Below are 23,316 nucleotides of genomic sequence, written 5' to 3' on the forward strand. Positions count from 1 at the left end.
CCGTGCGCGCGACTCTGCGCTGGGCGCACGCCGACTTCCGGGCACACCGCGGGGAGGCCCTGTTCGTCGTCCTCGCCAGTGCCGGGATCATCGCCTCGCTGCTCCTGGCCGGCGCGCTGTTCGGGTACGCGGCCAACCCCTGGCAGCGGGTCTTCAACCAGTCGCAGGGCGCGCACATCTGGCTGCACACGCGCGCCGGAACCGACACCACCGGCCTGTCCCGGCTCGACGGCGTGGCCGCGCTCTCCGGGCCGTACCGCACCGCGACGACCACGGTCGAGTCGCGCGGGGCACGGGCCGGCCTCGAACTGCGCGCGACCGGCGCCCGGCCCCCGGGGACCGCCCGGCCGCTGGTCACCTCGGGCAGCTGGCTCACGCCGTCCGGCGACGGCGGCGCGGCCGCGGTCGTGCTGGAGACGTCGGTCGCCCGGGCCCTGTGGGTGGAGCCGGGCGACACGCTGCGGGTCGCCGGGCCGGAGGGGTCGACGAGCACGCTGCGGGTCTCGGGCGTCGCGGAGGCCGCGGAGCCGCGGTACCGGCCGGGGGGCGAGCCGGGCATCGGCTGGGTGCTGCCCGGCACACTCGACCGGGTCGCCCCCGGCAGCGGCGGGCAGACCGTCGGCCTGCGGCTGGACGACCCGGACGACACCGACTTCATCGTCCAACGCGCGGTGACGCTCCTCGGCGCCGACCGCGTCGCCCAGGTCACCAAGTGGCAGCAGGCGCGGGCGGAGGCGGGCGGCGACGACCGGCTGCTGGGGCAGCTGTTCGCCGTGTTCGGGACGGGCGCGCTGCTGGCCGCGGCTCTCGCCGCGTCGGGGGCGATCGCCGCACGGGTGCGCGGCCAGCTCCGGGACATCGCCGTGCTCAAGGCCGTCGGGTTCACACCCGGCCAGGTGGTCCGCGGCTTCCTCGTGCAGCACCTGGCCTTCGCGCTGCTGGGCGTCGCGCTCGGCACGCTCGCGATCGCCGCGCTCGGGTCGCGGATACCGGGGCGGATCGGTGACGCGGTGGCCCTGTGGCAGGACCTGCCCGGTCACACGGCCCTGATGATCGGCCTGCCGTGCGGTGCCGTGCTGCTCATCGCGGCGGCGACCGGCCTCGCGGCCTGGCGGGCCGGACGCGTGCCCGCGGTCCCGGTGGCCCGGGCGGCGCTGCCGACCGCCGCGCCGATGACCGCGCTCGGCCGACGGGCGCTCGGCATGCGGGTGCCGCCGGCCCTCGTGCTCGGCACGCGCGCCGCGTTCGCGCGCCGGGGCGGCGCGGTGGCGGCGGTGCTCCGCCTCGCGCTGCCGCTGGTGCTGATCACCGTGGCGCTGGTCGCCTGGTCGACCCTGGACCAGTTCCGCAGCGACCCGGACCGGGTGGGGCTGCCGGCCGCCCTGACCGTACGGGCCGAGCAGCCGGGGGGTCCGACCGAGGCGGAGCTGGAGCGCATCCTCGCCGGTGTCGACGACGTGAGCGCTGTCCATCCCGGGGTGGAGACGGCGGCCCTCGTACCGGGCCAGACGGGCACCATCACCTTGCGCGGGCTCGGCACCGCCGACGAGCCGTACCCGTCCGCCGTGGTGGAGGGCCGGGCGCCCGACGGCCCCGACGAGGCGGTCGCCGGCCAGGGGCTGCTGGACCTGCTCGGCGTACGGGTGGGCGACTGGGTGCGGATGACGGTCGAGGGACGGCCGCAGATCCTCCACATCGTCGGGCGCAGCATCGAACCGGAGTCGGGCGGCCGGATCGTCTCGACGACCGTCGACACCCTGCGCGAGCGCGATCCGGGCCTGCGGCCCGGGTTCCACGCGCTGGTGCTGCGCGACGGCGCCGACCCGCGCACGGTCAGCGCGGAGCTCGCCGAGGCGGGCGGCGGCGCGCTGGAGATCCGGGAGACGCCCAACCCGGCGGACCGTCTGGAACCGGCGCGCGGGGTGATCGCCGCGCTGATCGGGGTGCTCGCGCTGATCGGCCTGATCGAGCTGCTCACACTGATCGGTACGGGCGTACGCGACCGGGGCCGTGACCTGCTCGCCCTCAAGGCCATCGGCCTGACGCCCCGCCAGATCGGGGCGGTGATCGTGACGGCGGCCGGCCTGACCGCGCTGCTGTCCGCCGTACTCGGGACGGTGGTGGGCGCCGTGGCGGGCCGGCGGCTGGTGGACGCCCAGGGCGGCGCCGGCGGCATGGGCGCGGGCATCGCGCAACTGCCGCCCCTGCCGGTGCTGTCGGCGCTGGTCGCCGCTGCGGTGCTCGGCGCGGTGGCGGCGGCCTCGGTTCCGGCGACCCGGACGGCCCGTCGCAGGCTGGCGGACTCGCTCAGCGAGACGCTGTGAGCCGACGGGCCGGCTGACTGCGGGCGGTCGGGTCGGCCGCGGCGTCGGGCGGCTCGGCACGTCGGGCCTCTCCCGAGCCCTCGTGCCGGACGTCCGGCAGATGGGTGCCGCGTCGGCCTGCCGTCCCTGAGCCGGGCCTCCTCGGGAGCCCCACGCCCCCAGTCCCCCTGCGCCGGGCCGCCGTTGACGATTTCTTACCCGGGGGTAGGCCGGAGCGGCTCTCTTACTATACGGTCCGTCTAACAAGCGGCGGCGACGGTGATCTCGCGGGCCGCCGGCCGCCGCGTGGGCACGAGCCGCGGCCGGCGGCCGCACAGCCCTGCCGTCGCCCCGACGCACCCCGCACCCCGCACCCCCCACCCCGCACCAGCGAGCAAGGAACACCACCCACCGCATCGAGGAGCCGCACCATGGCAAGCAGCACCGTTCGGCCTCAGATCCAGGACGGAGCCCCCGACGAGGACCGCGACCACGACGTCGCCCGGCGGCTGCTCGAATCGGCCGCGACGCTGTCGTACGACCCGGCCACGGAGGTGGACTGGCAGACGCCGCTGGACAAGGACTTCCACGGTGCGAGCCCGGAGTGGAGCACGTTGTACGGCACGGCGTACTGGCGGGAGATGACCGATGCGCAGCGCAAGGAGCTGACACGGCAGGAGGCCGCGTCGGTCGCCAGCACCGGTATCTGGTTCGAGATGATCCTTCAGCAGATGGTGCTTCGCGACATCTACGCCAAGGACCCGACCCAGGCCGGCTTCCAGTGGGCCCTGACCGAGATCGCCGACGAGTGCCGGCACTCCGTCATGTTCGCCCGCGGCGCGAAGAAGCTCGGCGCACCGGCGTACCGCCCGCACCGGATCGCGGTCGAACTGGGCAGGGTCTTCAAGACGGTTGCGTTCGGCGAGGCCGCGTACGCCGCGATCCTCGTCGCCGAGGAGGTCCTCGACGTGATGCAGCGCGACTGGATGCGCGACGAGCGGGTGGTGCCGTTCGTCCGCACCATCAACAACATCCATGTCGTCGAGGAGTCGCGGCACATGAAGTTCGCCCGCGACGAGACGCGCAGGCACCTGGAGAAGGCCGGATGGCTGCGCCGCCAGATCCACGCCGTCCTCATCGCGATCGCCTCCTACGTCATCGTCACCAGCATGGTGAACAAGGACGTCTACGCGAACGCCGGACTCGACGGCAAGCGCGCCGTCGGCGAGGCGAAGGCCAACGAGCACCACAAGTCGCTGATGCGCTCGAGCTGCGCGGGCCTGATGGAGTTCCTGGCCTCGGCCCGGCTGCTCACCAGGCCGGCCCTGATGTTCTACAGGCGCGCGAGCCTGATCTGACCGCGCCGGCCGAGCCGAGACCGACAGAGCCGAATCCGAGCCGAATCCGAGCCGAACCGAGCTGACGACATGACCTTCGCCATCACCCAGACCTGCTGCGGCGACGCCACCTGCGTCGCCGTGTGCCCGGTCAACTGCATCCATCCCACGCCGCAGGAGCGCGCCTTCGGCAGCACGGAGATGCTGTACATCGACCCGAAGTCGTGCATCGACTGCGGCGCGTGCGCCGACGCCTGTCCGGTGGACGCGATCTTCCCGGTGGACAGCCTGCCCGCGGCGCAGAAGGAGTACGCCCGGATCAACGCGGAGTACTTCGAGGACGAGGAGCCCCGACCGGCCGACGACGGCCCGAACTTCCACTCCTGGGGCGAGCCGGCCTTCGACCGCAGCCTGCCGTCCGACTTCGCGCCGATCCGGGTCGCGGTCGTCGGCACGGGCCCGGCCGGCATGTACGCCGCCGAGGACCTGCTGCTGCACACCAACGCCGCGGTCACGCTGGTGGACAGGCTCCCGGTGGCCGGCGGCCTCGTCCGGTACGGGGTGGCGCCGGACCACCCCGCGACGAAGAAGGTCGGCGACACCTTCGGGCGGTTCCACTCGCACCCCCGGGTGCGGATGCACCTGGGCCTGGAGGTCGGCCGGACATCACAGCGGAGGAACTGGCGGCACACCACGACGCGGTCGTCTACGCCGTGGGCGCCTCCGCCGGCCGCCGGCTCGGGATCCCCGGCGAGGACCTGCCCGGCAGCATCTCCGCGACGGAGTTCGTCGCCTGGTACAACGCCCACCCGGATCTCGCGCCCGACGCGATCGACCTGTCCGCCGAGCGCGTGGTCGTGGTCGGCAACGGCAACGTCGCCCTCGACGTCGCCCGCATCCTGGTCGCGGACCCCGACACGCTGGCAGGCACCGACATCGCGGACCACGCCCTGGCGGCCCTGCGCGCCGGCTCGGTGCGCGAGGTGGTGCTGCTCGGGCGCCGGGGCCCGCAGGACGCGGCGTGCACCCGGTCCGAACTGCTCGCGCTCAGGCACCTGGACGGTGTGGAGCTGGTCGTGGACGACCACGATCCGCGGACCGGCACGTCGATCGACACGGCCGGGCCGAAGGACAAGGCCGCGGTGATCCAGGGCGTCGCCCGCGACCGCGTCGACTTCTCGCTCCCGCCCGCGCCGGGGCGTCGCATCGTCTTCCGGTTCCATTCCTCGGCGGCTGAGGTGCTCGGCGCGGAGAAGGTCCGTGCCGTACGCGTCACGGGTGACTCCGGCGAGCGGGAGGTGGTGGCCGGCTTGCTGCTGCGGGCGGTCGGCTACCGCGGTGTGCCGGTCGCCGGGCTGCCGTTCGACGAGGCCACCGGCACCGTCCCGCACGAGGCGGGCCGGGTGACGGGCCGGCCGGGGACGTACGTCGTGGGCTGGATCAAGCGCGGGCCCTCGGGGGGCATCGGCGCCAACCGCACGTGCGCCGCCGAGACGGTGGGCACGCTCCTCGCCGATGCCGTCGCGGGCTCGCTGCCCACGCCGACGGCCTCACCGAAGGCGTTCCACCGCCTCGCCCGCCGCCGCAACCGCCAGGTCGTCGACGCCCGCGGCCTGGCCGCGATCGAACGCGCCGAGCTGACCCGTGGCCGCCGGGCGGGCCGGCCACGGGTCAAGCTGGCCACGGTGCCCGAACTGGTGGCCGCCGCCAAGGGAGGCCGCTGGACGTTGTCGCGCTGAGGCACAGAGGTCGGGGGCCGTCCGGTGCACCGCACCGGACGGCCCGGCGCCGCGAAGGCACCGGCGGCGCCGAGGGCTCCCGGCGCCGAGAGCGCGAGCCGTCGGCCGCGCGAGGTCGTCCGCGCACCTCCCGGCCGCCGTCGGGTCGCCGGTGCCGCACCGAACCGTGGACACACCGAACCGCGGACAGGCCAGTACGGCAGCACTGGCACTCCACGCCGCCCCCGACATCAGTGCCGCAGGAAGCGGCGCAGTTTCGTCAGCGGCCAGGTGTTGATGACGTCGTCCGCGGTGAGCCAGCCACGCTGCGCCGTGCCGACTCCGTAGCGCATGTACGGCAGGTGCGTGGTGGCATGGGCGTCCGAGTCGACCGCGAACTTCACGCCGTACCGCTTCGCTCGCAGGATGTCCTCGTCGCACAGGTCGAGCCGGTTCGGATGCGCGTTGATCTCCAGGGCGGTGCCCGTGCGCGCACAGGCCTCGAAGACCGCGTCGAAGTCGGCGTCGATGCCGGGGCGTTTGCCGAGCAGCCGCGTGGTGGGATGACCGATGACGGCGACGCACGGGTTCTCACAGGCGCGTACGAGACGGCGGGTGAGATCCTGCCGGCTCTGGTTGAAGTGGGAGTGGACGGAGGCCACGCACAGGTCGAAGGTCTCCAGGAAGTCGAGGGGCCAGTCGACCTCGCCCTCGGGGCCGATGTTGAGTTCCGTGCCGTGCAGCAGCCGCATGCCGTGGTGCCGGCGGTCCAGTTCCCGTACCTGCTCGCGCTGGGCGAGGATCTTCTCCTTCGTCATGCGCTGCATGGCGAGGTCGGGGGCGTGGTCGGTGATCGCGTAGTAGTCGTAGCCGCGTTCGGCCGCCGCGGTGACCATGTCCTCCAGCGAGGCGAGACCGTCCGTGAGGTCGGTGTGCGTGTGCAGGTCGCCCCGGATGTCCGCCTCGTCGAGCAGGTCGGGGAGTTCGCCGCGCAGTCCGGCGGCGATCTCGCCGCGGTCCTCGCGCAGGGTCGGGGGAATCCACGGCAGTCCCAGGCGGGCGTAGATCTCCTCCTCCGTCTCCGAGGTGATCTTCCTGCCGCTCTTGACGCGGAACAGTCCGTACTCGGAGAGCTTGAGCTTGTGGCCCACGGCGATCTCACGGGTGCGGATGTTGTGGGCCTTCGACCCGGTGAAGTACTGGAGTCCGGCTCCCCAGGACTCCGGTGGCAGGACCCGGACGTCGATCTGGAGTCCCTTGGTGGTGCGGATGCTGGTCTTCTTCTCGCCCCGGGCGATGACCTCGGCGGTGTACGGAAGGCCGGCGACCGCGTCCATGAACGGGCGGGGCTGTTCCGCGGCCACCAGGATGTCGATGTCGCCGATGGTCTCGCGCATGCGGCGCAGTGACCCGGCGTAGCAGCATCGTCCGCAGCCGGTGACGCGGGACAGCTCGGCGACGATCTGTTCGGCGGTGTCCATCGCCGCGTCGAGAAGAATGCGGTCGCCGGCCTTCTGCATCAAGGAGATGCCGTGGAGGATGTTCTCCTCGGTCTTCTCGCCGAAGCCCTTCAGGTCGCGCAGCCGCTCCTCGTGGATGGCGTCGAGCAGCTGGTCCACGGAGGAGATGCCCAGTTCCTCGTAGAGGACCATGGCCTTCCTGGGACCGAGCATGGGGATGGTGATGAGCTCGCGGACGCCGGCCGGGATGGCCTCCCGGCGCTCCTCGATGACCGAGACATGTCCGGAATGCAGGAACTCCACGATCTTGTCGGCGATGGATCTGCCGACGCTGGGTATCTCCCGCAGCTGCCCGGCGTCCAGCTGGGACACGTCCGCGTGGTAGCCGCCGACCGCACGGGCGGCCTTCTCGTACGCACGCGCCTTGAAGGCGTCGCCTCCGGTGATGGCGATGAGGTCGGCGTACTCCTGGAGGAGCGCTTGGACCTCCTCGTTGGCTCGCACCATGCTTCCAGGATGCTTCCGCGCGGGCATACGGGCAGCGCAGGGCGGTCGGGACGGCTCAGCTGTTGATCATGTCGCGGACCTGGGCGTAGACGGTGGCGTCGGTGAGCAGTCCGTTGTGGCTCAGGCACGCGGTCCGCGTGTTGCCTGCGCCTGTGAGAGCGACACTGCTGTCGGGGTTGATGACCGTGTCGCACGGCGACCACCAGGTCGCGTACCGAGGGGGTCCCGGTGTCTCGTCACCGGAGTTGAGGGCGGTCAGGAAGTCCGATCCGATGCGCATCTCGCCACACGAGGCGTCGAAGCAGCCGTTGGCCGTGTCGGTGCCGTGGTTGGGTCCGCCGAGCGACACCCATGCCCCGGTCCTCGCATCGCCGCCGAGGTTCTTGAGGTAGTGGCGCGAGGAGAGCCCGCCCATGGAGTGGGTGACGACATCGACCTGCGAGGCTCCCGTGGCGGCGAGCAACCGGTCGACCTCACCGGCCAGTTGCTGGGCCGTGGTGGCGTTGGACTGGCGCGAGTCGTAGCTCCACTGATCGAGGTACGCGGCGGGCCAGCCGTCGTTCTTGAACCGGCTCACCATGGTGTTCCAGTTCGAAGCGCTGCCGTTGTAGCCGTGGACGAACAGGACGGGATGGCTGGAGGAGTTGAACGTCGACGTGGCGGCTGCGCCGGCCGGAGTCCCGAACCCCAGGGGCAGCAGCAGGGCGGCCCAAGCAGCCACGATCATGCGTTTTCTCACGGTCACCTCATGGTTTTCCGGCAAGTGGGACAGCGCGGGGGCACTGGGGAAACTGTCCAGAGCGTGTCGTTCCCGGGTCACGGAAAGACCTGAGCGGTCGCGGAACGGACGCGTGTCCGCGGAAACCGCAGGGATGAGGCACCGGTGCCGTACGGGGGTAGCGAAAGGTTACTGCCGGGTATCCGGCTGCTGGCAAGACGTGTGCGGGAAATACTTCACAACGGCCGCTGAGCCCCGGGCCGGTCACCGGCACCGGGGCTCACGGGCACGGACCGGCACTGCGGGTACGTGCCGCGAGATGCGTGCGGCAGGCGCGTGAGCCGTCAGGCGACGCAGGAGGGCAGGAAGGCCGGGTCGGCCGGACCGGTGCGCTCCAGCGCGTGCAGGACCCACTGGTGGACCACCAGGTCGTTGGGGGCCTGGTCGTGCTCGATGGCGTTCAGCGGGCAGGCGTCCTGGAGGGTCACATTGGTGACCTCGCGGGCGGATCCGTCCAGGAAGGCACTGGTGTACGGCGTGACGACCTCGTCGTACCTGGTGGTGACGACGGTGTAGTCGGGGCCGGTGGGCGTCTCGTCCCTGGCGTTCAGATCGGTCAGGAACTGCGACCCGGCCTGCTGCTCGTCGCATGCCGGACAGGGGGTGTTCTCGAACCCGGCAGGCACGGGGATCAGGCCCTGGGTGCCGTGGTTGGAGGGAACGATGCCGACCAGATCGTCGACCTTCGTCGCACCGCCGAGGTTCTTGATGTAGTAGCGGGGCATCATCCCGCCCTGGCTGTGTCCGACGAGGTCGACTTTGCGCGCGCCGGTGGCACCGAGCACCGCGCCGACGAACGAGTCGAGCTCCTTCGCCGACTCGGCGATGGGCCCGATGGCGTTGTCGCCGTAGTTCAGCGCGAAGACGCAGTAGCCCTCGCTCTTGAGCCTGGGGCTGAGCGTCGGCCAGTTCTTGGCCATGTTCTCGAACGTTCCGTGCACGAGCACGACCGGGTCGGGATGCTCGGCGCTGGGCCGGCACGACCAGTCATTGGCTCCGGGCGGAGAGACATCGGTGGTCTCGGCGACGGCGGACGGGAGGGGCTGGGCGATGGCAGCGGTGACCGCGAGAGCGGCGGCGGCGAGGAGGGGGCGCAGTCTCGGCACGGGGTGTCCTTCTGGGGCGAGCGGAAGCGGGAACCACAGGTCGTGGCTGCGGTGGTCGGCGGCGGTATCTGGCTGCCACCGGGTACGGCGCTGATCACGTCCGTTCGCCGGCACCAGAGGGTGGACCCCTTGAGGAGTCCTGGCCCGAACGCCGTTCGACAATGTCGTGCGGTGCCGCGATTTTGCGCGGAGGTTACTCGCGTGTCAACCCACCGGGTTCCGCAGCGCCTGCCCTGACCAGCCCGGAAGGCGGCCCGGGTCACACCGGGCCGCACCGGGCTGCCGTACGAGCTGTCCGGACGCACCCACGCCCTCGGCCGCTACCTGCCTCGCGACAAACCACCGCGAAACGGCGCATTCACTGACACCGACGGCTTTAGGCAGGCGCGCCCCGGGTACCCGCGGGTCGTCAGAGGCCGAGCGTCACGAAGGGCACGTCATGGCCAGCACTCACCGCACCCCTATGACCAGGTCACCCGTGCAGCAAGCCGCGATGCTCGTGGGAGCGGTATTCCTCCTCGTCGGCATCCTGGGCTTCGTCCCCGGCGTCACGACCGATTACGACACCATGAAGTTCGCCGCGCACGACTCGGAAGCGAAGCTGCTGGCGCTTTTCCAGGTGTCGATCCTTCACAACATCGTGCACCTGCTGTTCGGTGTCGCCGGCCTCGCCATGGCCCGCACAGCCGCCACCGCCCGCACGTTCCTCATCGGTGGCGGACTCGTCTACCTGGTGCTGTGGATCTACGGACTGATCATCGACCACGACAGCGCCGCCAACTTCGTACCGCTGAACACCGCTGACAACTGGCTCCACCTCGCACTCGGCGCCGGCATGATCGCGCTGGGGCTCCTGCTGACTCGACGCACCACGCTGACGTCACGTCGTTGAACGCTCGGGTTCCGTGCTCCTCGCGCCGAGGACCGCGACAAGCCCTGGGAGAAACCGATGTCGCCCTCCATCACAGAGCAGAGCATCGAGCAACTCGGCGGCGACGCAAGCGTCCTCGCCCGGCAACGTCGTGACCACGGCGAGCTCGACCGCCTCATGAACCTCTACACAGGAGGCGGCCAACCGGCACAGGAACGGCAGCAGACACTGGAGCACATCGTCCAGCTGACGTTCAGCCACGCCTTCGCCGAGGAGACCGTGTTGTGGCCCGCACTGCGGCGGCTGGCAGACGACGGCGAAGAGCTCACCTCACGGGTCGAGCGGGAGCACCAGGAGATCAACAACCTGGTCGCCGACATCGAGCGCACCAGGCCCGCCGACCCCCGCCGCGACGAGCTGGTCGACCGGGCCTTCGCCCTCATACGGCAGGACATCCAGGACGAGGAAGACGTGCTCCTGCCGCGACTGCAGGAAGCGCTCCATCACGATCCCGCGCGCTTGCGCCGGCTGGGCACCACGTGGGAGACCGTGCGACGCACCGCCCCCACACACCCCCATCCGTCCGTGTCCCGACGCCCGCCCCGCAACGCCGTGGCCGGAATCCCGCTGAGCGCGTTCGACCGGGCCCGCGACCTGTTCCGTGGCGGTGCCCCGACCGGAGGCGGCCGGAGGCTCGTGATGATCACGGCGGCACTGGTCACTGCCTGGTGGGCAGTCCGGCGAGCACGGGCGCATCACTGACCCGTCGCCGCACTCGATCAGCGGCGGCCCTGCCCGCCGACGGCCGTCCGGTGCGGCAGCGGCGGGGCCTTTCCTCCGGTTGACCGGCTGTCCGGACAGACGTTCCATGGACATAAAGGACACATAAGGCTGCTGACAGGAGGCGGCGCACCATGACCACACACGCAGACATCGGGCAGCACCCGGATCTGGCCGAGATGCGTTCCCGCTTCGAGCGGGCGACCACCACGCCGCGCGCCCAGGCCGTCGAGACACTGGCCCTTCTCACGGGTTTGTACCTCGCGGCCTCGCCATGGATCGCCGGCTTCAGCGGGCTGACCAACCTGGCCGTGTGCAATCTGATCACGGGAATCGCCTTCGCCCTGTGCCTGGGCGGGTTCGGCTCCGCATACGAGCGCACCCACGCCATGGCGTGGGCGGCGTGCGCCATCGGCGCTTGGACGATCATCTCCCCCTGGGTCGTATCCGGCGACATGGCCACCACCCGTAGCGTCGTCAGCAACATCATCGTCGGCGTGGTCGCCCTGCTCTGCGGCCTGGCGATGGCCGCTGCGGCAGGTGCCCGAGGCGGAGGCGGCGGATCCGGTCGGGCAAGCCGGCGCAGCCCCATCAGCTGACCGCCCTCGCTCGACGAACCGGCCCCGACGACAAGCGCGCCGGGGCCGTCTCCTTGCCCGGTGCCGCACCGGCCCGGCCGCGCCCAGGCCGGACACCGCCTCGCCGCGGGACCGCCTTCAGCCGCCACGCCCGCACGTGCCACCGGGTGGGCCGTGTCCGGTGCGCCGTACGTCGCACCGGGCCCCTCTTGCCTCCGACGGGACGGCAGCCGTAGGCTCACCGCCCATACCGACTGGCCGGTATGGGCGGTGAGCGCGTCGATGGTGTGACGACGCCGACGCGCCGACCGTCACCGGCCGCCGATGTCACGCGACCGTCGAAGGAGCCGTCGGAGATGAGCAGGATCAACCACCAGGTACGCCTGGCCGCACGTCCCGTGGGAGAGCCCCGGCCCACCGACTGGGAGCACGTCGAGGAGCCGGCCGGGCAGCCGGGCGACGGGGAGTTCCTGGTGCAGGTGCTCTGTCTGTCGATCGACCCGGCGATGCGCGGCTGGATGAACGCGGGCCGGTCCTACATCCGCCCGGTGGAGATCGGCGAGGTGATGCGCGCCGGCGCGGTGGGAAGGGTGATCGCTTCCAAGCACTCCGGTTTCGCGGTCGGCGACCACGTGTCGGGCGCGTTCGGCGTGCAGGAGTACTGCGTGTCGGACGGGCACGGCGTGACCAAGGTCGATGCGGCGGCGGCCCCCTTGGCGACGTACCTCGGCCTGCTCGGCATGTCGGGCATGACGGCCTACTTCGGGCTGATCGACATCGGACGCCCCGAGCCCGGCCAGACCGTCGTCGTCTCAGGAGCGGCGGGAGCGGTCGGCAGCGTCGTCGGGCAGATCGCCAAGATCCTCGGCTGCCGGGTCGTCGGCATCGCCGGCGGCGAGCGCAAGTGCCGGCTGGTGGTCGACGAGCTCGGGTTCGACGCCGCGATCGACTACCAGAAGGAGGACGTCGGCAAGGCACTGCGCGAGCACGCCCCCGACGGCGTCGACGTGTACTTCGACAACGTCGGCGGCGACGTCCTGGACGCCGTGCTGCCGCGGCTGGCGCGCGGTGCCCGCGTCGTCGTCTGTGGCGCGGTGTCGCAGTACAACAGCACCAAGCCGCAAGGCCCCGCCAACTACCTGTCGCTGCTGGTGAACCGCGCCTCCATGACGGGCATGGTGGTGTTCGACTACGCCGACCGGTACTCCGAGGGCGTCGCCCAACTGGCCACATGGCGGGCGGAGGGCCGGCTGACGTCTCTCGAGGATGTCGTGTCCGGCGGAGTGGCGGCCTTCCCCGAGACCCTCATGCGCCTCTTCCGTGGTGACAACCACGGCAAGCTCGTGCTGAAGATCGCGGACTGACCGGGCGGCGGAGAGGGAGAAGTCCGGTGAAAGCACTGAGCTACCACGGCCGTCACGACATCCGTTACGGCGATGTCCCCGACCCGGTCGTCAGCAACCCCACCGACGCCGTCGTCCAGGTCACCACGGCCGGCATCTGCGGCAGCGACCTCCACATCTACGGCGGCAACCCGTTCAGCGCGGAACTGGGATACACACCGGGGCACGAGTGTGTCGGCGTGGTGGTCGACACCGGCGACCAGGTCACCCGTTTCAAGCCCGGGGACCGGGTTCTGGTGCCCGCCTCGGTCGGCTGCTCCTCGTGCCGGTCCTGCGCGGCCGGGTTCACCGCCCGGTGCGAGCACGCCAAGTCCAGCACCGAACTCTGCTACGGAGTCGGCCCGCAGCTTCCGGGCAGCCAGGCCCAGGCCCTCGCGGTGCCGTACGCCGATGTCAATCTGGTGCACCTGCCCGAGGGCATCTCCGACGAAGCCGCCGTCGTCCTCACGGACAACGCCCCCACGGCCTGGTACGGCTGCCGCCGTGCCCGCATCCAGCCCGGTGAGACCGTCCTGGTCATCGGTCTCGGTCCGGTCGGACTCATGGCCGCCCAGTCCGCCTTCGCGATGGGCGCCGCGCGGGTCCTGGGCGCCGACCTGGTCCCCGAGCGCCGCGCCTTCGCCGCCACCCTGGGCGTCGAGCCGGTCGAGGGCGAGGACACGCGGACCGCCGTACGGGACATGACCGCCGGACGCGGGCCTGACGCCGTGGTGGAGGCCGTCGGCTCGGACGCCACCATCGAACTCGCCCTGAAGGCGGTCCGGCAGGCCGGCCGGGTCAGCGTCATCGGAGTCAGCCAGAGCAGGGCGTTCCCCTTCCACATGGGACTGGCCCAGATCAAGGAACTCGAATTCGCCATCGGGCTCTGCTCGGTGCACTACGAGCTCCCTCCCCTGATCGCCCTCACCCGAGCCGGGCGGATCAAGCCCGAGGTCGTGGTCTCCCACCGCTTCGCCCTCTCCGACGGCCCGGCGGCGTACGAGCTGTTCGCCGGCCGCTCCGACGGCGTCCGCAAGATCCTTCTCGACCCCACCCGCTGACCGTCCTCCACCCGCTGAACCTCCTCAGCCCGCTGACCGTCCTCAGCCCGCCTCGTCCCGTCCGAGGCGGGCGACGGTCACCCCGGAGGACGTCCAATTCCGGTGCGGGCTCGGCCGCCGGCCTGCCATTCTCACCTCATGTCCACGTTCGAAGATCTTGTCGCTGAGGGGGAGGCAGTCCCTGTCGAGGGCTGGGACTTCTCCTGGTTCGCCGGCCGGGCGACCGAGGAGCGTCCGTCCTGGGGCTATGCGAAGCTGCTCGCCGAGCGGATGTCGAAGGCCGAGGCCGCGCTCGACGTCCAGACCGGCGGGGGTGAGGTCCTGGCCTCCGTTCCGGTTGCACCGCCGGTGCTGGCGGCGACCGAGTCGTGGCCGCCGAACCTGGCGATTGCCCGACGCAACCTGGCAAAGTTCCATGCCGATGTGGTCGAGGTGGCCGATGCGGACGATCTGCCGTTCCCGTCGGACCAGTTCGATCTGGTGGTCAGCAGGCACCCGGTCTGCACGCGTTGGGACGAGATCCGTCGTGTCCTGCGCCCGAACGGTACGTACCTCTCGCAGGATGTGGGCGCCGGCTCTGTGCGCGAGCTGACCGATTTCCTGATGGGCCCGCAGCCGGTTCACCCGGCTCGCAGCCCGATCGTGGCGGTGGCCCGCGCGGAGGCGGCCGGCCTGGATGTCGTGAGCCTTCGTCAGGAGGCCCTCCGGATGGAGTTCCACGACATCGCCGCGGTGGTCCACTTCCTCCGCAAGGTGATCTGGATCGTCCCCGGGTTCACGGTGGACGCCTACCGTGACCGCCTGGTGGAGCTCCATGGCTTCATGGAGCGTCACGGCCCCTTCGTGGCCCATTCGCAGCGCTTCCTCATCGAGGCCCGCAAGAAGGCGTAGACATGCCGGCCGGGTAACTGGACAGCGGGCGGACACCCGGAGTGCCGACGAGGAGGGCGAGGGCGGCCGGGCGCCGCCTCGCCGCGGCCGCGACCGATCACCGTTGTCGACGACCGGCCTTTTCCAGCTGATTGGCTGCATTCGGCAGCACACCCATGCCCCTCGGAGCCGCTGCGCTTCGGTCAATTCTCTGTGGGTGTGTGGACACGACCCACTCTGAATGGAACGCTCACTACAGACGCGGACCCGATTCTCCCGCTCAGCCGGTTCCTCTTCTCCTCCTCGGTCGGCGTCGCCGCTCCAGCGCAGCCCCGCCCCCTTCTCACGCACGAGCCGCGCATCCCGCACCAGCGCGAAGCCCTCGCAGCTCCGAGTCCTCGCACACCCAGATTCCTCGACGAGAGGAGTTCCCTTCATGAGGGTCCGAGTCACCCTTGCGGCACTCGCCACCGTCCTCCTCACCTCCGCGGCGCACCCCGCCGCCGGTGCCTCCGCTCCCGCCGAGACCGGGCCGGCGGAGTTCACCGTGGACACCACCTCCGACGCCGTGGACGCCGACCCGTCGGACGGCCGGTGCCGTACCGCGTCGGGCGCCTGCAGCCTGCGCGCGGCGGTGACGGCCGCCAACGCCCGGCCGGGCAGTACGATCACGCTGCCTCCCGGCCACTACCGGCTGACGATCCCACCCGACCCCCGGCTGATCGTCGGCGACCATCCCGACCCGACCACGGGCGACCTGAACGTCGACGCACCCACCACGATCGAAGGAGCCGACGCGCGGAGCACCGTCATCGACGCCGACCGCCTGGACCGGGTCTTCCGCCTGCGGGCGGACACCCGCATGTCCGATGTGACGATCACCGGGGGAAGGGCCAGACAGCGCGAGCTGCCCTTCACCGACACCGGTGGCGGCGGCATCGTCAACGAACGGCACCTGACGCTGCGCCGGGTCGCCGTCACCGGGAACTCCGCCGGCTACGGCGGCGGAGTCTTCAACATCCCTGACTCCCACCTGGATCTCGTGGACAGCACGGTCAACCGGAACACCGCGGGAGAGGCCGGGGGCATCAGATTCGACGACAGCGGCACCGTGACGAACTCGACGGTCGCCGACAACCGGGTGACGGACCCCGGCGACCGGCCCGGCAGCCTCGGCGGGTACGGCGGAGGCATCGACATCCGCGGCCTGGGAACCGTACGGATCCTCAACTCGACCATCACGCGGAACAGTTCCAGCGACGGCGGGGGCGGAATCAACATCGCACCGGCCTACCTGGACAGCCTGCCCGCGCCCCTCCCCGACATCGTGGACCTGCCACTGGGACGTATGACCCTGCACAACTCCGTCGTCGCGGGCAACACCGTCAACGGCGCGGCCGCCGACTGCGAGAGGGCCTTCGCCACCATCACGTCGCTGGGGCACAACATCGACGGCGACGGCAGCTGCCGGCTCACCGCCGTGGGTGATCTGCCCAGCCGGGTCCCGCTCTTGGCGCCGGTCGCGGACAACGGCGGCTCCACGGACACGGCCGCGCTGCTGCCGGGCAGCCCCGCCCTGGACGCGGCCGACGGCTGCCCGGCCACCGATCAGCGCGGTGTCACCCGCCCCCAGGGCGCCGCCTGCGACATCGGCGCCTACGAACACGTCCCGACCGACCGCACCCCCACCCCCACCCCCACCCGGAGCGACGGATGAGAACCCCGACCCTGCGCCGCACCCTGGTCCGCGCCACAGCCGTCGTCGCGGCCCTGCTCCTGTCGCCGGCCCTTCAACCGCCCGCTGCCCGCGCCGATACGGGCCCCGGCTCCCTGATCGTCCGCACCGACCAGGGCCGGGTACGGGGCTCGGCCGCCCCCGACGGCGGGCGGGTCTTCCAGGGGATCCCGTTCGCCGCCCCGCCGACCGGTGAGCTGCGCTGGCGGCCGCCGCGCCCCGCGGCGCGGTGGTCCGGCGTGCGGGACGCCACCGCACCGGCCCAACCCTGCCCCCAGTTACCGCTGACACTGCTCCCCGACGGCGGCCCCGTCCTGCCCGGGGAGTCCAACCGCACCGGCAGCACCACGGAGGACTGCCTGTACCTCAACGTGTGGACGCCCACCGTCACCAGCGGCCGCCCCCTCCCGGTGCTGGTGTGGCTGCACGGCGGAGGAAACGTCTACGGCGCGGGCAGCGACTACGACGGCGCCGCACTGGCCGCACGGGGCGTGGTCGTGGTGACCGTCAACTACCGCCTCGGAGCATTGGGTTTCCTCGCCCACCCCGCCCTGTCCGCCGAGAGCGCGGACCACGCCTCGGGTGACTACGGCCTCATGGACCAGCAGGCCGCGCTGCGCTGGGTACGACACAACATCGGTGCCTTCGGCGGCGACCGGAACCGGGTGACGTTGGGCGGTCAGTCCGCGGGATCGGCGGACACCTGCCTCCACATCGCCTCGCCGACCGCGAAAGGCCTGTTCCACCGGGCGATCCAGCAGAGCGGAAGCTGCGCCGCCGGCGGCGGTCTGACGCCCCTTCCGCTCGACGTGGCCGAGCGGAGGGGAAGCGACTTCGCGGCCTCGGTCGGCTGCACCGAGCCGACGACCGTCAAGGCATGTCTGCGGGCCGTGCCCACCACCGAGCTCATCCGCGCCACCGGGACCGGGATCTCGTCCTTGTGGATCCCGAACACCGGGCCGCGCGTCCTGCCGCGCCCCCCGCACGCGGCGTGGGCCGAGGGACGGGTGAACGCTGTCCCGACCCTGAGCGGCACCACGCATGACGAATACCGCTACTTCACCGCTCTGTACGTGGATCTGCTGGGCGGCGGCCCGCTGACCCCTGCCTCGTATGCCGCCCTGATCAGGCTGCAGCACGAAGAACACGCGGCCGGGGTCCTCGACACGTACCCTGCCCGGGCGTATCCGTCCCCCAACCTGGCCTACTCCGCCGTCGGCACCGACCAGCGGTTCGCCTGCCCGGCACGGGCCGAGAGCCGGCTGTACAGCACCCGGGCGCCCGTCTACGCGTACGAGTTCCACGACCCGCAGGCACCGCCGTTCATCCCGGCACCACACACGCCGCAGGGTGCCTTCCACGCCTCCGAACTGGCCTATCTCTTCCCCACGGAAGCGCTACCGGCCCTGAAGCCCGCCCAGCGACGGCTGTCCGCCACCATGACGGCCTACTGGGCCCGCTTCACGGCCACCGGCGATCCCAACGTGCCCGGGACTCCGCGCTGGCCCCGCTACACGGCTGAGGAAGACCGCGTCCAGGTGCTGGCCCCGGACCAGGTAGGACCCACCACCGGGTTCGCGGCCGACCACCACTGCGCGTTCTGGCACTCCTCCCCCGGTCGCCGGTGAGCCGCGCGATGACATCGGCAATCGCTCCGCTCCTGCTCCGGGACGGGCGCCGGACGCTGCGGCAGGCCCGGACGCCCCGGCGCACCGCCGGTCCGGGCGGCACGTACGGGGTCGTCACTCCCTGGTCGTGATCCCGCGCGGCGGGGCGTCCCCGCCCGGGACGCCCCGCACCGGAACGCCGTGGTGGGCGGCCAGCGCCAGCAACGCCACGCGCAGCGGTCCGGTCTCCAAGACCGTGTCCGGCTCGAACCAACGGGCCACGGCGGTCCCGCTCGCCGTCCTCAGCGTGAAGCGCGCCAACTCGTCCGCCACCTCCGGGCGGTCACGCAAGGAGAAGACGGAACTCACCGCGTCACGGGCCCAGGCCACCAGCGCGTCGCGGTACCGACGCACCTCGGCCACGGCTGCCGCACTGGCGTCCTGCTGCACCGTGCCCAGACCCAACAGCAGTTTCACACCGTGCGGGTGACGCTGGAACGCGTCGGCGACCTCCACGAGAAAGGTGTCCAGACGCTGCGCCACGTCGGCGCCCGGCACATCGGCCGGGGGCAGGGCCGCCAGCAGCACGGTCCTGGCTCGCTCCAGCACCGCGACGTAGATCCCGTCCTTGCTGCCGAAGTGCCAGTAGATCGAACTGACCGGCAGACCGCAGGCGGCGGAGACCATCGAGATGGACGTGGCGGCGTAGCCGTGGCGGGACATCAGGTCGGCTGCGCTGTCGAGTATCGCGTCACGGGACCGCGTGCCGCGGTGGTGGGCCGGTGCCTGCGTCATACGGCCGACTCTAGAGGAGACGGGCGACACGGAGCCGCGACTTCGTCGCGCCCGGGCCTTGTCCGGACTGATGCCTGCCTAGTGCTCCTGGCCCGATGTGTGCCGGCAGCGCACGGCGAGGGCCGCGACGTCGTCGTCGATCCTTCCGCCGCCGTAGTGGAGCAGGTCCCCGTGCAGCCGGTCCAGCAGCTCACGGGGCGGCGCCGCGCCGTGCTGTCGCATCCAGTCCGGCAGCGGGAAGAACTCCCCGGTGCGGTCGCGGGTCTCCGTCACGCCGTCCGTGTAGAGCAGCATCTGATCACCCGGGACGAAGGCGACGGTGTCCACGTAGTAGTGGTCTCCGAGGAGCGCCGAGAGATTGAGGGGTGTCGAGGCAAGACTGGGATCGAGAACGTGGACCTCCCCGGCGCGCACGAACACCGGGGGCGGATGCCCGCAGTTGAGGATCCTGACGTGCCCGCTGCCGTGCGGGATCTCGGCGATCAGAGCGGTGGCGAAGTGTTCCGGCTGGTCATCAGCGGGGATCGCGGCACTGTAGCGGGCGATGGTGGTCTGCAGGCGATGGATGATGCCCCTCAGGTCGGGCTGGTCGTACGCGTTCTCCCTGAAGCAGTTGATCACCGCCGCGGCCGCTCCCACCGCCGACAGGCCCTTGCCGCGCACGTCGCCGATGAGCAGCCGGACTCCGTACGGCGTGTCGGCCGCCTCGTAGAAGTCGCCTCCGATCCGGGCCTGCTCCTGGGCCGCCAGATACAGCGACTCGATTTCGACGTCCTGGATGCGGTGCGGCAGGGGACGCAGCAGCACCTTCTGGGCCGCGTCGGCGACGAGCCGTACCTGGAAGAGCGTCTCCTCTCGCTGGAGCCGGAGATGGCTCGCATAGGCGGCCGCCAGGGTGACGGCGACGATCGCGGCAGCCGTGTACGGCGTCCCCAGATCGGTGTAGAAGAAGCTGAGGCTGATCATGATCAGCAGGCAGAACGCCCCCAGGAGGACCGTCGGGAGCACGGGCCACAACGCGGCCGCGAGGGCGGGCGCTGCGGGCAGGAGGCGACTGAAGGCGATCTCCCTCGGAGTGGAGAACGCCAGGCCGGCGACGAGGACGGTGACGATCACCGGTGACAGCAGTACGGCTTCGCGCGGGCCACTGTACGCATGGTGGCGGCGCCGGAGTCGGCCTGACGTGATCACAGAACCGATCATATCGGGATGATCAGGACATCGATCCGTGACGGCACAGAACCCGTGTCCGCCGATCAGCCGCTTGCAGGGATCACCAGCCCGCCCGGCCGGCGCTGCCCGGGCCGCCGTGTCCCGCAGCGGCAGCCGCCCGGCGCGCGGGGATGCCGCGGCCTTCCGTGTTCACAGATCCCCGACGGCCGAGACCAGCCGCCGTACGGCTTCGTCGACCGTGGAGCGCGGGCAGCCCAGGTTCACCCGCATGTAGCCGTGGCCCTCGGCCCCGAACTTCTGCCCCTTGTCCAGCCACAGGCGCGCCTTCGTGAGCATGAACTTGTCAAGCGACTCGGCGTCCATCCCCAGGGCGCGACAGTCCATCCATGCCAGGTAGAGGGAGTCGGCCGGCAGCACTCGCACCTGCGAGGTCGCGCTGTTGACCGCTTGAGCGAAGTGCGCGTGGTTGCCGCGCAGGTAGGTGAGCAGCTCCTCCAGCCACGGCTCACCGTGTGCGTAGGCGGCCTCGGCCGCGACCATGCCCAGCACGTTGACCAGCGGGAACATATTGCGGTCGTACTGGCGGGCCAGTTCCTCGCGCAGCCTCGGGTCGGGGACGAAGACGTTGGCGCTCTGCAGGCCGGGGAGGTTGAACGTCTTGCTGGGGGCCGTGCAGGTGATGCTGTTTCGCGCGAACTCCTCACCGAGGGAAGCGAACGGGATGTGCTTCCTGGCCGGGTTGATGACGAGGTCCTGGTGGATCTCGTCGGAGATGACCAGGACGCCGTTCCGGGCGCAGATCTCGCCCATGGCCCTGAGTTCGTCCTCGGTCCAGACGTTCCCGGTGGGGTTGTGGGGGTGGCTGAGGATGAACAGCTTGGTGTCGGGCCGGATGGCCGCCTCGAACGTCCGGGCGTCGAACCGGTAGCCGTCGTCCGTCCGCTCCAGCGGGGCGAGCGCGAGGTGGCGGCCGTTGAGCAGGACGTCGTTGTGGAAGTGGGCGTAAACCGGCGGCTGGATCAGGACGGAATCGCCCGGCGCGGAGAACGCCTGCACCGCCGTCTTGAGCGTGGTGATGACGCCCGCGGTCTGCAGCACCCACTCTCGCGGCACCGCCCAGCCGAACCGCTTGGCCTGCCAGCCGGTCACGGCGTCGACGTAGCTGTCCAGCGCGCCGCCGGGATATCCGAAGACTCCGTGGTCCACGGCCCGGTGGAGCGCGTCGATCACGGCCTGGGGGGCCTTGAAGTCGGTGTCGGCGACCCACATCGGCAGCGGGTCGGCCGCGGCCTCGTCGGCGGCCAGGAGTTGACGGGCACAGGCCCACTTCATGGAGTTGGAGTTCCTGCGGTCCACGACGGTGTCGAAAACCGATCCCGTCGTTCCCGCGGCGCCGTCCTGTCGCGCCTGACCCAGGGGGGTGAAGTCGGTTGCCATAGCTGGATGCTAGCCACGACAGCGCGCAAAATGTTCACGAGCTTTGCCCATGTGAGGCGGCTCGGCGCTAGAATTTTGCTCGTGGACTCCACTGACCGCAAAATTGTTGCCATCCTTCAGGCCGAGGGGCGGATCACGCTCACCGATCTGGCCGAGCGGGTCCGGCTCAGCGTCTCCAGGTGCCAGCGACGCGTCCGTGAACTGGAGACGGCCGGGGTCATCTGCGGCTACCGTGCCGTCGTCGATGCCGCGGCCCTCGGATACGGGTTCGAGGTGCTGCTCTTCGCCACGCTCAGCCGGCCCGACGCCGTGACGGAATTCGACGCCGCGCTCGCCGACATCCCCGAGGTCGTCGAGGCACAGAGACTGTTCGGCGAACCGGACTACCTGATCCGCGTGGTCAGCGCCGACCTGCCGTCCTACCAGCACCTCTATGAGTCCGTGCTCATCCACCTGCCGGGGGTCCGCGGCCTCACCTCGACCATCGTGATGAAGCAGGCCGTCCACCCGCGGCCCTTGCCGGGACGGCCGCCGCGTGAGGTGGCGACACCGGCTTCCGCCCGTTGACCGCGACCGGCAGGTCTGCCGACGGGAAGCCCGACCACGCCCATCGAAAAACCGACCACACCCATCGAACGCTGCCCCCGGTTGATCGCCGGGCCGGATTCGGTCGTAGCCTGCGGACATGAGTGACATCGCCCCTGGCACCCCGCGCGAAGCCCTCGATCTGCTTCTGGCCGGCAACCGACGCTTCGCCGCCGGCACCCCTCGCCACCCCAATCAGGATGCCGCCCGCCGCGCCGACATCGTTCCCGCCCAGCACCCGTTCGCCGTGCTGCTCGGATGCTCGGACTCACGGCTGGCCGCCGAGATCATCTTCGATCAGGGTCTGGGAGACCTGTTCGTGGTGCGCACCGCCGGGCACGCTGCGGGACCGGAGGTCCTGGGCAGCATCGAATACGGCGTGAGTGTGCTGGGCTGCCCGCTGGTCGTGGTCCTCGGCCACGACGCCTGCGGGGCGGTCGCTGCGACCCGCGCCGCCGTGGCGGACGGCACGGTCGCCCGAGGACACCTGCGGGACGTGATCGAGCGGGTGACCCCCAGTGTGCTGGCCGCTCAAGCCGCCGGCGTGAGCGAGGACGACGGCTTCATCGCCACACACGTCCAGCACACCGTCGACTTCCTCATGGACCGCTCCCGGGAACTGGCCGACCAGGTCGCCTCCGGACGCACCGCGGTTGTCGGGCTGTCCTATCGCCTCGCCGAAGGCACCGCCCGCCCGATCACCTTCCGCGGCCTGGACCTGCCCGCGGACCGGCCACTGCGCACCGACACCGCCTCGACCACGACCGGCTGATGAACCGTCCGCCCCTGCCCGCCGAAGCCGACCTGACCGTCGACGGCACCGGCCTGCTCTGCGTCACTCTCCTGATCCGCCTCCGCAAGCAGATCGACGGCGCACCGGCGGGCACCGTCGTCCATGTCATCGCCACCGACCCCGCCGCCCCGCTCGACCTACCGGCCTGGTGCCACCTGACCGGCCACACCTACCTCGGCCCCGTCCCCGGGGCACAGCAGGTGTACGCCCTCCGGCTGACCGCCGAGGCGCTCTCCACCCAGCCGGACGCGCCGTGGCGCCCGGTCCGGCCCGGCTCCGTGAAGCCGGGCGGCGGCGGGGAGCTGTGATCTCCGCTCACGTCGCAGGCCGGCCGCCAGGTGTGGGCGACCCCTGGCCGCCATCGGCCGCGTGGCAGCCGGCAGCGTGAGCGGTGCCTTCAAAACCTGAAGGGTGCCTTCACACCCGGTGAGCCCGCCTAC

Annotated in this window: 19 protein-coding genes and 1 pseudogene; 14 read left to right on the forward strand and 6 right to left on the reverse strand. The window is 71.3% G+C overall.

The features are described from left to right. The first annotated feature begins 2 nt into the window (after positions 1 to 2). The 3 genes and pseudogenes from AB0K02_RS11940 to AB0K02_RS11950 all read left to right on the forward strand — a co-directional run bounded on the left by AB0K02_RS11940 (position 3) and on the right by AB0K02_RS11950 (position 5,379). Positions 3 to 2,324, forward strand: coding sequence for an FtsX-like permease family protein (locus AB0K02_RS11940; RefSeq protein ID WP_365992243.1), 2,322 nt, complete (start codon positions 3 to 5; stop codon positions 2,322 to 2,324). 410 nt (positions 2,325 to 2,734) lie between these two features. Then, complete coding sequence (locus AB0K02_RS11945; RefSeq protein ID WP_365992244.1) at positions 2,735 to 3,661, forward strand: diiron oxygenase; 927 nt, start codon at positions 2,735 to 2,737, stop codon at positions 3,659 to 3,661. A gap of 69 nt (positions 3,662 to 3,730) precedes the next feature. Next, positions 3,731 to 5,379: pseudogene (locus AB0K02_RS11950) on the forward strand (FAD-dependent oxidoreductase). 230 nt (positions 5,380 to 5,609) lie between these two features. Here AB0K02_RS11950 and polX read toward each other — a convergent pair. From polX to AB0K02_RS11965, 3 genes are all read right to left on the reverse strand, one after another. Next, the gene (gene polX / locus AB0K02_RS11955) at positions 5,610 to 7,325 is read right to left on the reverse strand and encodes a DNA polymerase/3'-5' exonuclease PolX (RefSeq protein ID WP_365992245.1); all 1,716 of its coding nucleotides are present in this window, start codon (positions 7,323 to 7,325) and stop codon (positions 5,610 to 5,612) included. Positions 7,326 to 7,380: 55 nt separating this feature from the next. Further along, a complete protein-coding gene (locus AB0K02_RS11960) occupies positions 7,381 to 8,052 on the reverse strand; it encodes a triacylglycerol lipase (RefSeq protein WP_365992246.1) in 672 nt (223 codons plus the stop codon). 335 nt (positions 8,053 to 8,387) lie between these two features. Then, positions 8,388 to 9,209 (reverse strand): alpha/beta fold hydrolase, encoded by an 822-nt coding sequence (locus AB0K02_RS11965; RefSeq protein ID WP_365992247.1) that lies wholly within the window; start codon positions 9,207 to 9,209, stop codon positions 8,388 to 8,390. Between the two features lie 463 nt (positions 9,210 to 9,672). Here AB0K02_RS11965 and AB0K02_RS11970 point away from each other — a divergent pair, with 463 nt between their 5' ends. The 8 genes from AB0K02_RS11970 to AB0K02_RS12005 all read left to right on the forward strand — a co-directional run bounded on the left by AB0K02_RS11970 (position 9,673) and on the right by AB0K02_RS12005 (position 18,114). Further along, complete coding sequence (locus AB0K02_RS11970) at positions 9,673 to 10,101, forward strand: DUF4383 domain-containing protein (RefSeq protein ID WP_365992249.1); 429 nt, start codon at positions 9,673 to 9,675, stop codon at positions 10,099 to 10,101. A gap of 57 nt (positions 10,102 to 10,158) precedes the next feature. Continuing rightward, positions 10,159 to 10,842, forward strand: coding sequence for a hemerythrin domain-containing protein (locus AB0K02_RS11975; protein ID WP_365992250.1), 684 nt, complete (start codon positions 10,159 to 10,161; stop codon positions 10,840 to 10,842). A gap of 152 nt (positions 10,843 to 10,994) precedes the next feature. Further along, a complete protein-coding gene (locus AB0K02_RS11980; RefSeq protein ID WP_365992251.1) occupies positions 10,995 to 11,459 on the forward strand; it encodes an SPW repeat protein in 465 nt (154 codons plus the stop codon). A 335-nt stretch (positions 11,460 to 11,794) separates the two neighbouring features. Then, entirely contained in the window at positions 11,795 to 12,802 is a 1,008-nt protein-coding gene (locus AB0K02_RS11985; RefSeq protein WP_365992252.1) for an NADP-dependent oxidoreductase, read from the forward strand. Between the two features lie 26 nt (positions 12,803 to 12,828). After that, a complete protein-coding gene (locus AB0K02_RS11990) occupies positions 12,829 to 13,881 on the forward strand; it encodes an alcohol dehydrogenase catalytic domain-containing protein (RefSeq protein WP_365992253.1) in 1,053 nt (350 codons plus the stop codon). Between the two features lie 138 nt (positions 13,882 to 14,019). Next, on the forward strand, positions 14,020 to 14,772 hold the full coding sequence (locus AB0K02_RS11995; RefSeq protein ID WP_365992254.1) for a class I SAM-dependent methyltransferase: 753 nt from the start codon (positions 14,020 to 14,022) through the stop codon (positions 14,770 to 14,772). A gap of 415 nt (positions 14,773 to 15,187) precedes the next feature. Beyond that, positions 15,188 to 16,468, forward strand: a complete 1,281-nt coding sequence (locus AB0K02_RS12000) for a choice-of-anchor Q domain-containing protein (RefSeq protein WP_365992255.1) — start codon at positions 15,188 to 15,190, stop codon at positions 16,466 to 16,468. Next, positions 16,465 to 18,114, forward strand: coding sequence for a carboxylesterase family protein (locus AB0K02_RS12005; protein WP_365992256.1), 1,650 nt, complete (start codon positions 16,465 to 16,467; stop codon positions 18,112 to 18,114). Before AB0K02_RS12000 ends, AB0K02_RS12005 begins: the two co-directional genes overlap by 4 nt. Before the next feature lie 114 nt (positions 18,115 to 18,228). Here AB0K02_RS12005 and AB0K02_RS12010 read toward each other — a convergent pair whose 3' ends face one another. The 3 genes from AB0K02_RS12010 to AB0K02_RS12020 form a co-directional block, all read right to left on the reverse strand. Beyond that, positions 18,229 to 18,888 (reverse strand): TetR/AcrR family transcriptional regulator, encoded by a 660-nt coding sequence (locus AB0K02_RS12010; protein ID WP_365992257.1) that lies wholly within the window; start codon positions 18,886 to 18,888, stop codon positions 18,229 to 18,231. Positions 18,889 to 18,966: 78 nt separating this feature from the next. Next, positions 18,967 to 20,004: a PP2C family protein-serine/threonine phosphatase gene (locus tag AB0K02_RS12015; RefSeq protein WP_365992405.1), complete on the reverse strand. Its 1,038-nt coding sequence runs from the start codon at positions 20,002 to 20,004 to the stop codon at positions 18,967 to 18,969. Positions 20,005 to 20,250: 246 nt separating this feature from the next. Beyond that, the gene (locus AB0K02_RS12020; RefSeq protein WP_365992258.1) at positions 20,251 to 21,498 is read right to left on the reverse strand and encodes a MalY/PatB family protein; all 1,248 of its coding nucleotides are present in this window, start codon (positions 21,496 to 21,498) and stop codon (positions 20,251 to 20,253) included. Between the two features lie 81 nt (positions 21,499 to 21,579). On the opposite strand from AB0K02_RS12020, the gene AB0K02_RS12025 reads away from it, so the two are divergent. The 3 genes from AB0K02_RS12025 to AB0K02_RS12035 all read left to right on the forward strand — a co-directional run bounded on the left by AB0K02_RS12025 (position 21,580) and on the right by AB0K02_RS12035 (position 23,184). After that, positions 21,580 to 22,065: an Lrp/AsnC family transcriptional regulator gene (locus AB0K02_RS12025; protein ID WP_365992259.1), complete on the forward strand. Its 486-nt coding sequence runs from the start codon at positions 21,580 to 21,582 to the stop codon at positions 22,063 to 22,065. 118 nt (positions 22,066 to 22,183) lie between these two features. Further along, a complete protein-coding gene (locus AB0K02_RS12030) occupies positions 22,184 to 22,855 on the forward strand; it encodes a carbonic anhydrase (RefSeq protein WP_365992260.1) in 672 nt (223 codons plus the stop codon). Continuing rightward, entirely contained in the window at positions 22,855 to 23,184 is a 330-nt protein-coding gene (locus tag AB0K02_RS12035) for a sulfurtransferase TusA family protein (protein ID WP_365992261.1), read from the forward strand. The genes AB0K02_RS12030 and AB0K02_RS12035 overlap by 1 nt, the downstream gene beginning before the upstream one ends. Positions 23,185 to 23,316: the final 132 nt, after the last annotated feature.

The sequence above is a fragment of the Streptomyces sp. NPDC049597 genome, assembly GCF_040675505.1.
GTDB lineage: Bacteria > Actinomycetota > Actinomycetes > Streptomycetales > Streptomycetaceae > Streptomyces.

Bases quoted from the DNA above. Each gene is read 5' to 3' on its own strand.
- AB0K02_RS11945 (WP_365992244.1), top strand. From the start codon at position 2,735: ATGGCAAGCAGCACCGTTCGGCCTCAGATCCAGGACGGAGCCCCCGAC.
- polX (WP_365992245.1), bottom strand. From the start codon at position 7,325: ATGGTGCGAGCCAACGAGGAGGTCCAAGCGCTCCTCCAGGAGTACGCC.
- AB0K02_RS11960 (WP_365992246.1), bottom strand. From the start codon at position 8,052: ATGATCGTGGCTGCTTGGGCCGCCCTGCTGCTGCCCCTGGGGTTCGGG.
- AB0K02_RS11970 (WP_365992249.1), top strand. From the start codon at position 9,673: ATGACCAGGTCACCCGTGCAGCAAGCCGCGATGCTCGTGGGAGCGGTA.
- AB0K02_RS11975 (WP_365992250.1), top strand. From the start codon at position 10,159: ATGTCGCCCTCCATCACAGAGCAGAGCATCGAGCAACTCGGCGGCGAC.
- AB0K02_RS11980 (WP_365992251.1), top strand. From the start codon at position 10,995: ATGACCACACACGCAGACATCGGGCAGCACCCGGATCTGGCCGAGATG.
- AB0K02_RS11985 (WP_365992252.1), top strand. From the start codon at position 11,795: ATGAGCAGGATCAACCACCAGGTACGCCTGGCCGCACGTCCCGTGGGA.
- AB0K02_RS11995 (WP_365992254.1), top strand. From the start codon at position 14,020: ATGTCCACGTTCGAAGATCTTGTCGCTGAGGGGGAGGCAGTCCCTGTC.
- AB0K02_RS12000 (WP_365992255.1), top strand. From the start codon at position 15,188: ATGAGGGTCCGAGTCACCCTTGCGGCACTCGCCACCGTCCTCCTCACC.
- AB0K02_RS12005 (WP_365992256.1), top strand. From the start codon at position 16,465: ATGAGAACCCCGACCCTGCGCCGCACCCTGGTCCGCGCCACAGCCGTC.
- AB0K02_RS12010 (WP_365992257.1), bottom strand. From the start codon at position 18,888: ATGACGCAGGCACCGGCCCACCACCGCGGCACGCGGTCCCGTGACGCG.
- AB0K02_RS12020 (WP_365992258.1), bottom strand. From the start codon at position 21,498: ATGGCAACCGACTTCACCCCCCTGGGTCAGGCGCGACAGGACGGCGCC.
- AB0K02_RS12030 (WP_365992260.1), top strand. From the start codon at position 22,184: ATGAGTGACATCGCCCCTGGCACCCCGCGCGAAGCCCTCGATCTGCTT.
- AB0K02_RS12035 (WP_365992261.1), top strand. From the start codon at position 22,855: ATGAACCGTCCGCCCCTGCCCGCCGAAGCCGACCTGACCGTCGACGGC.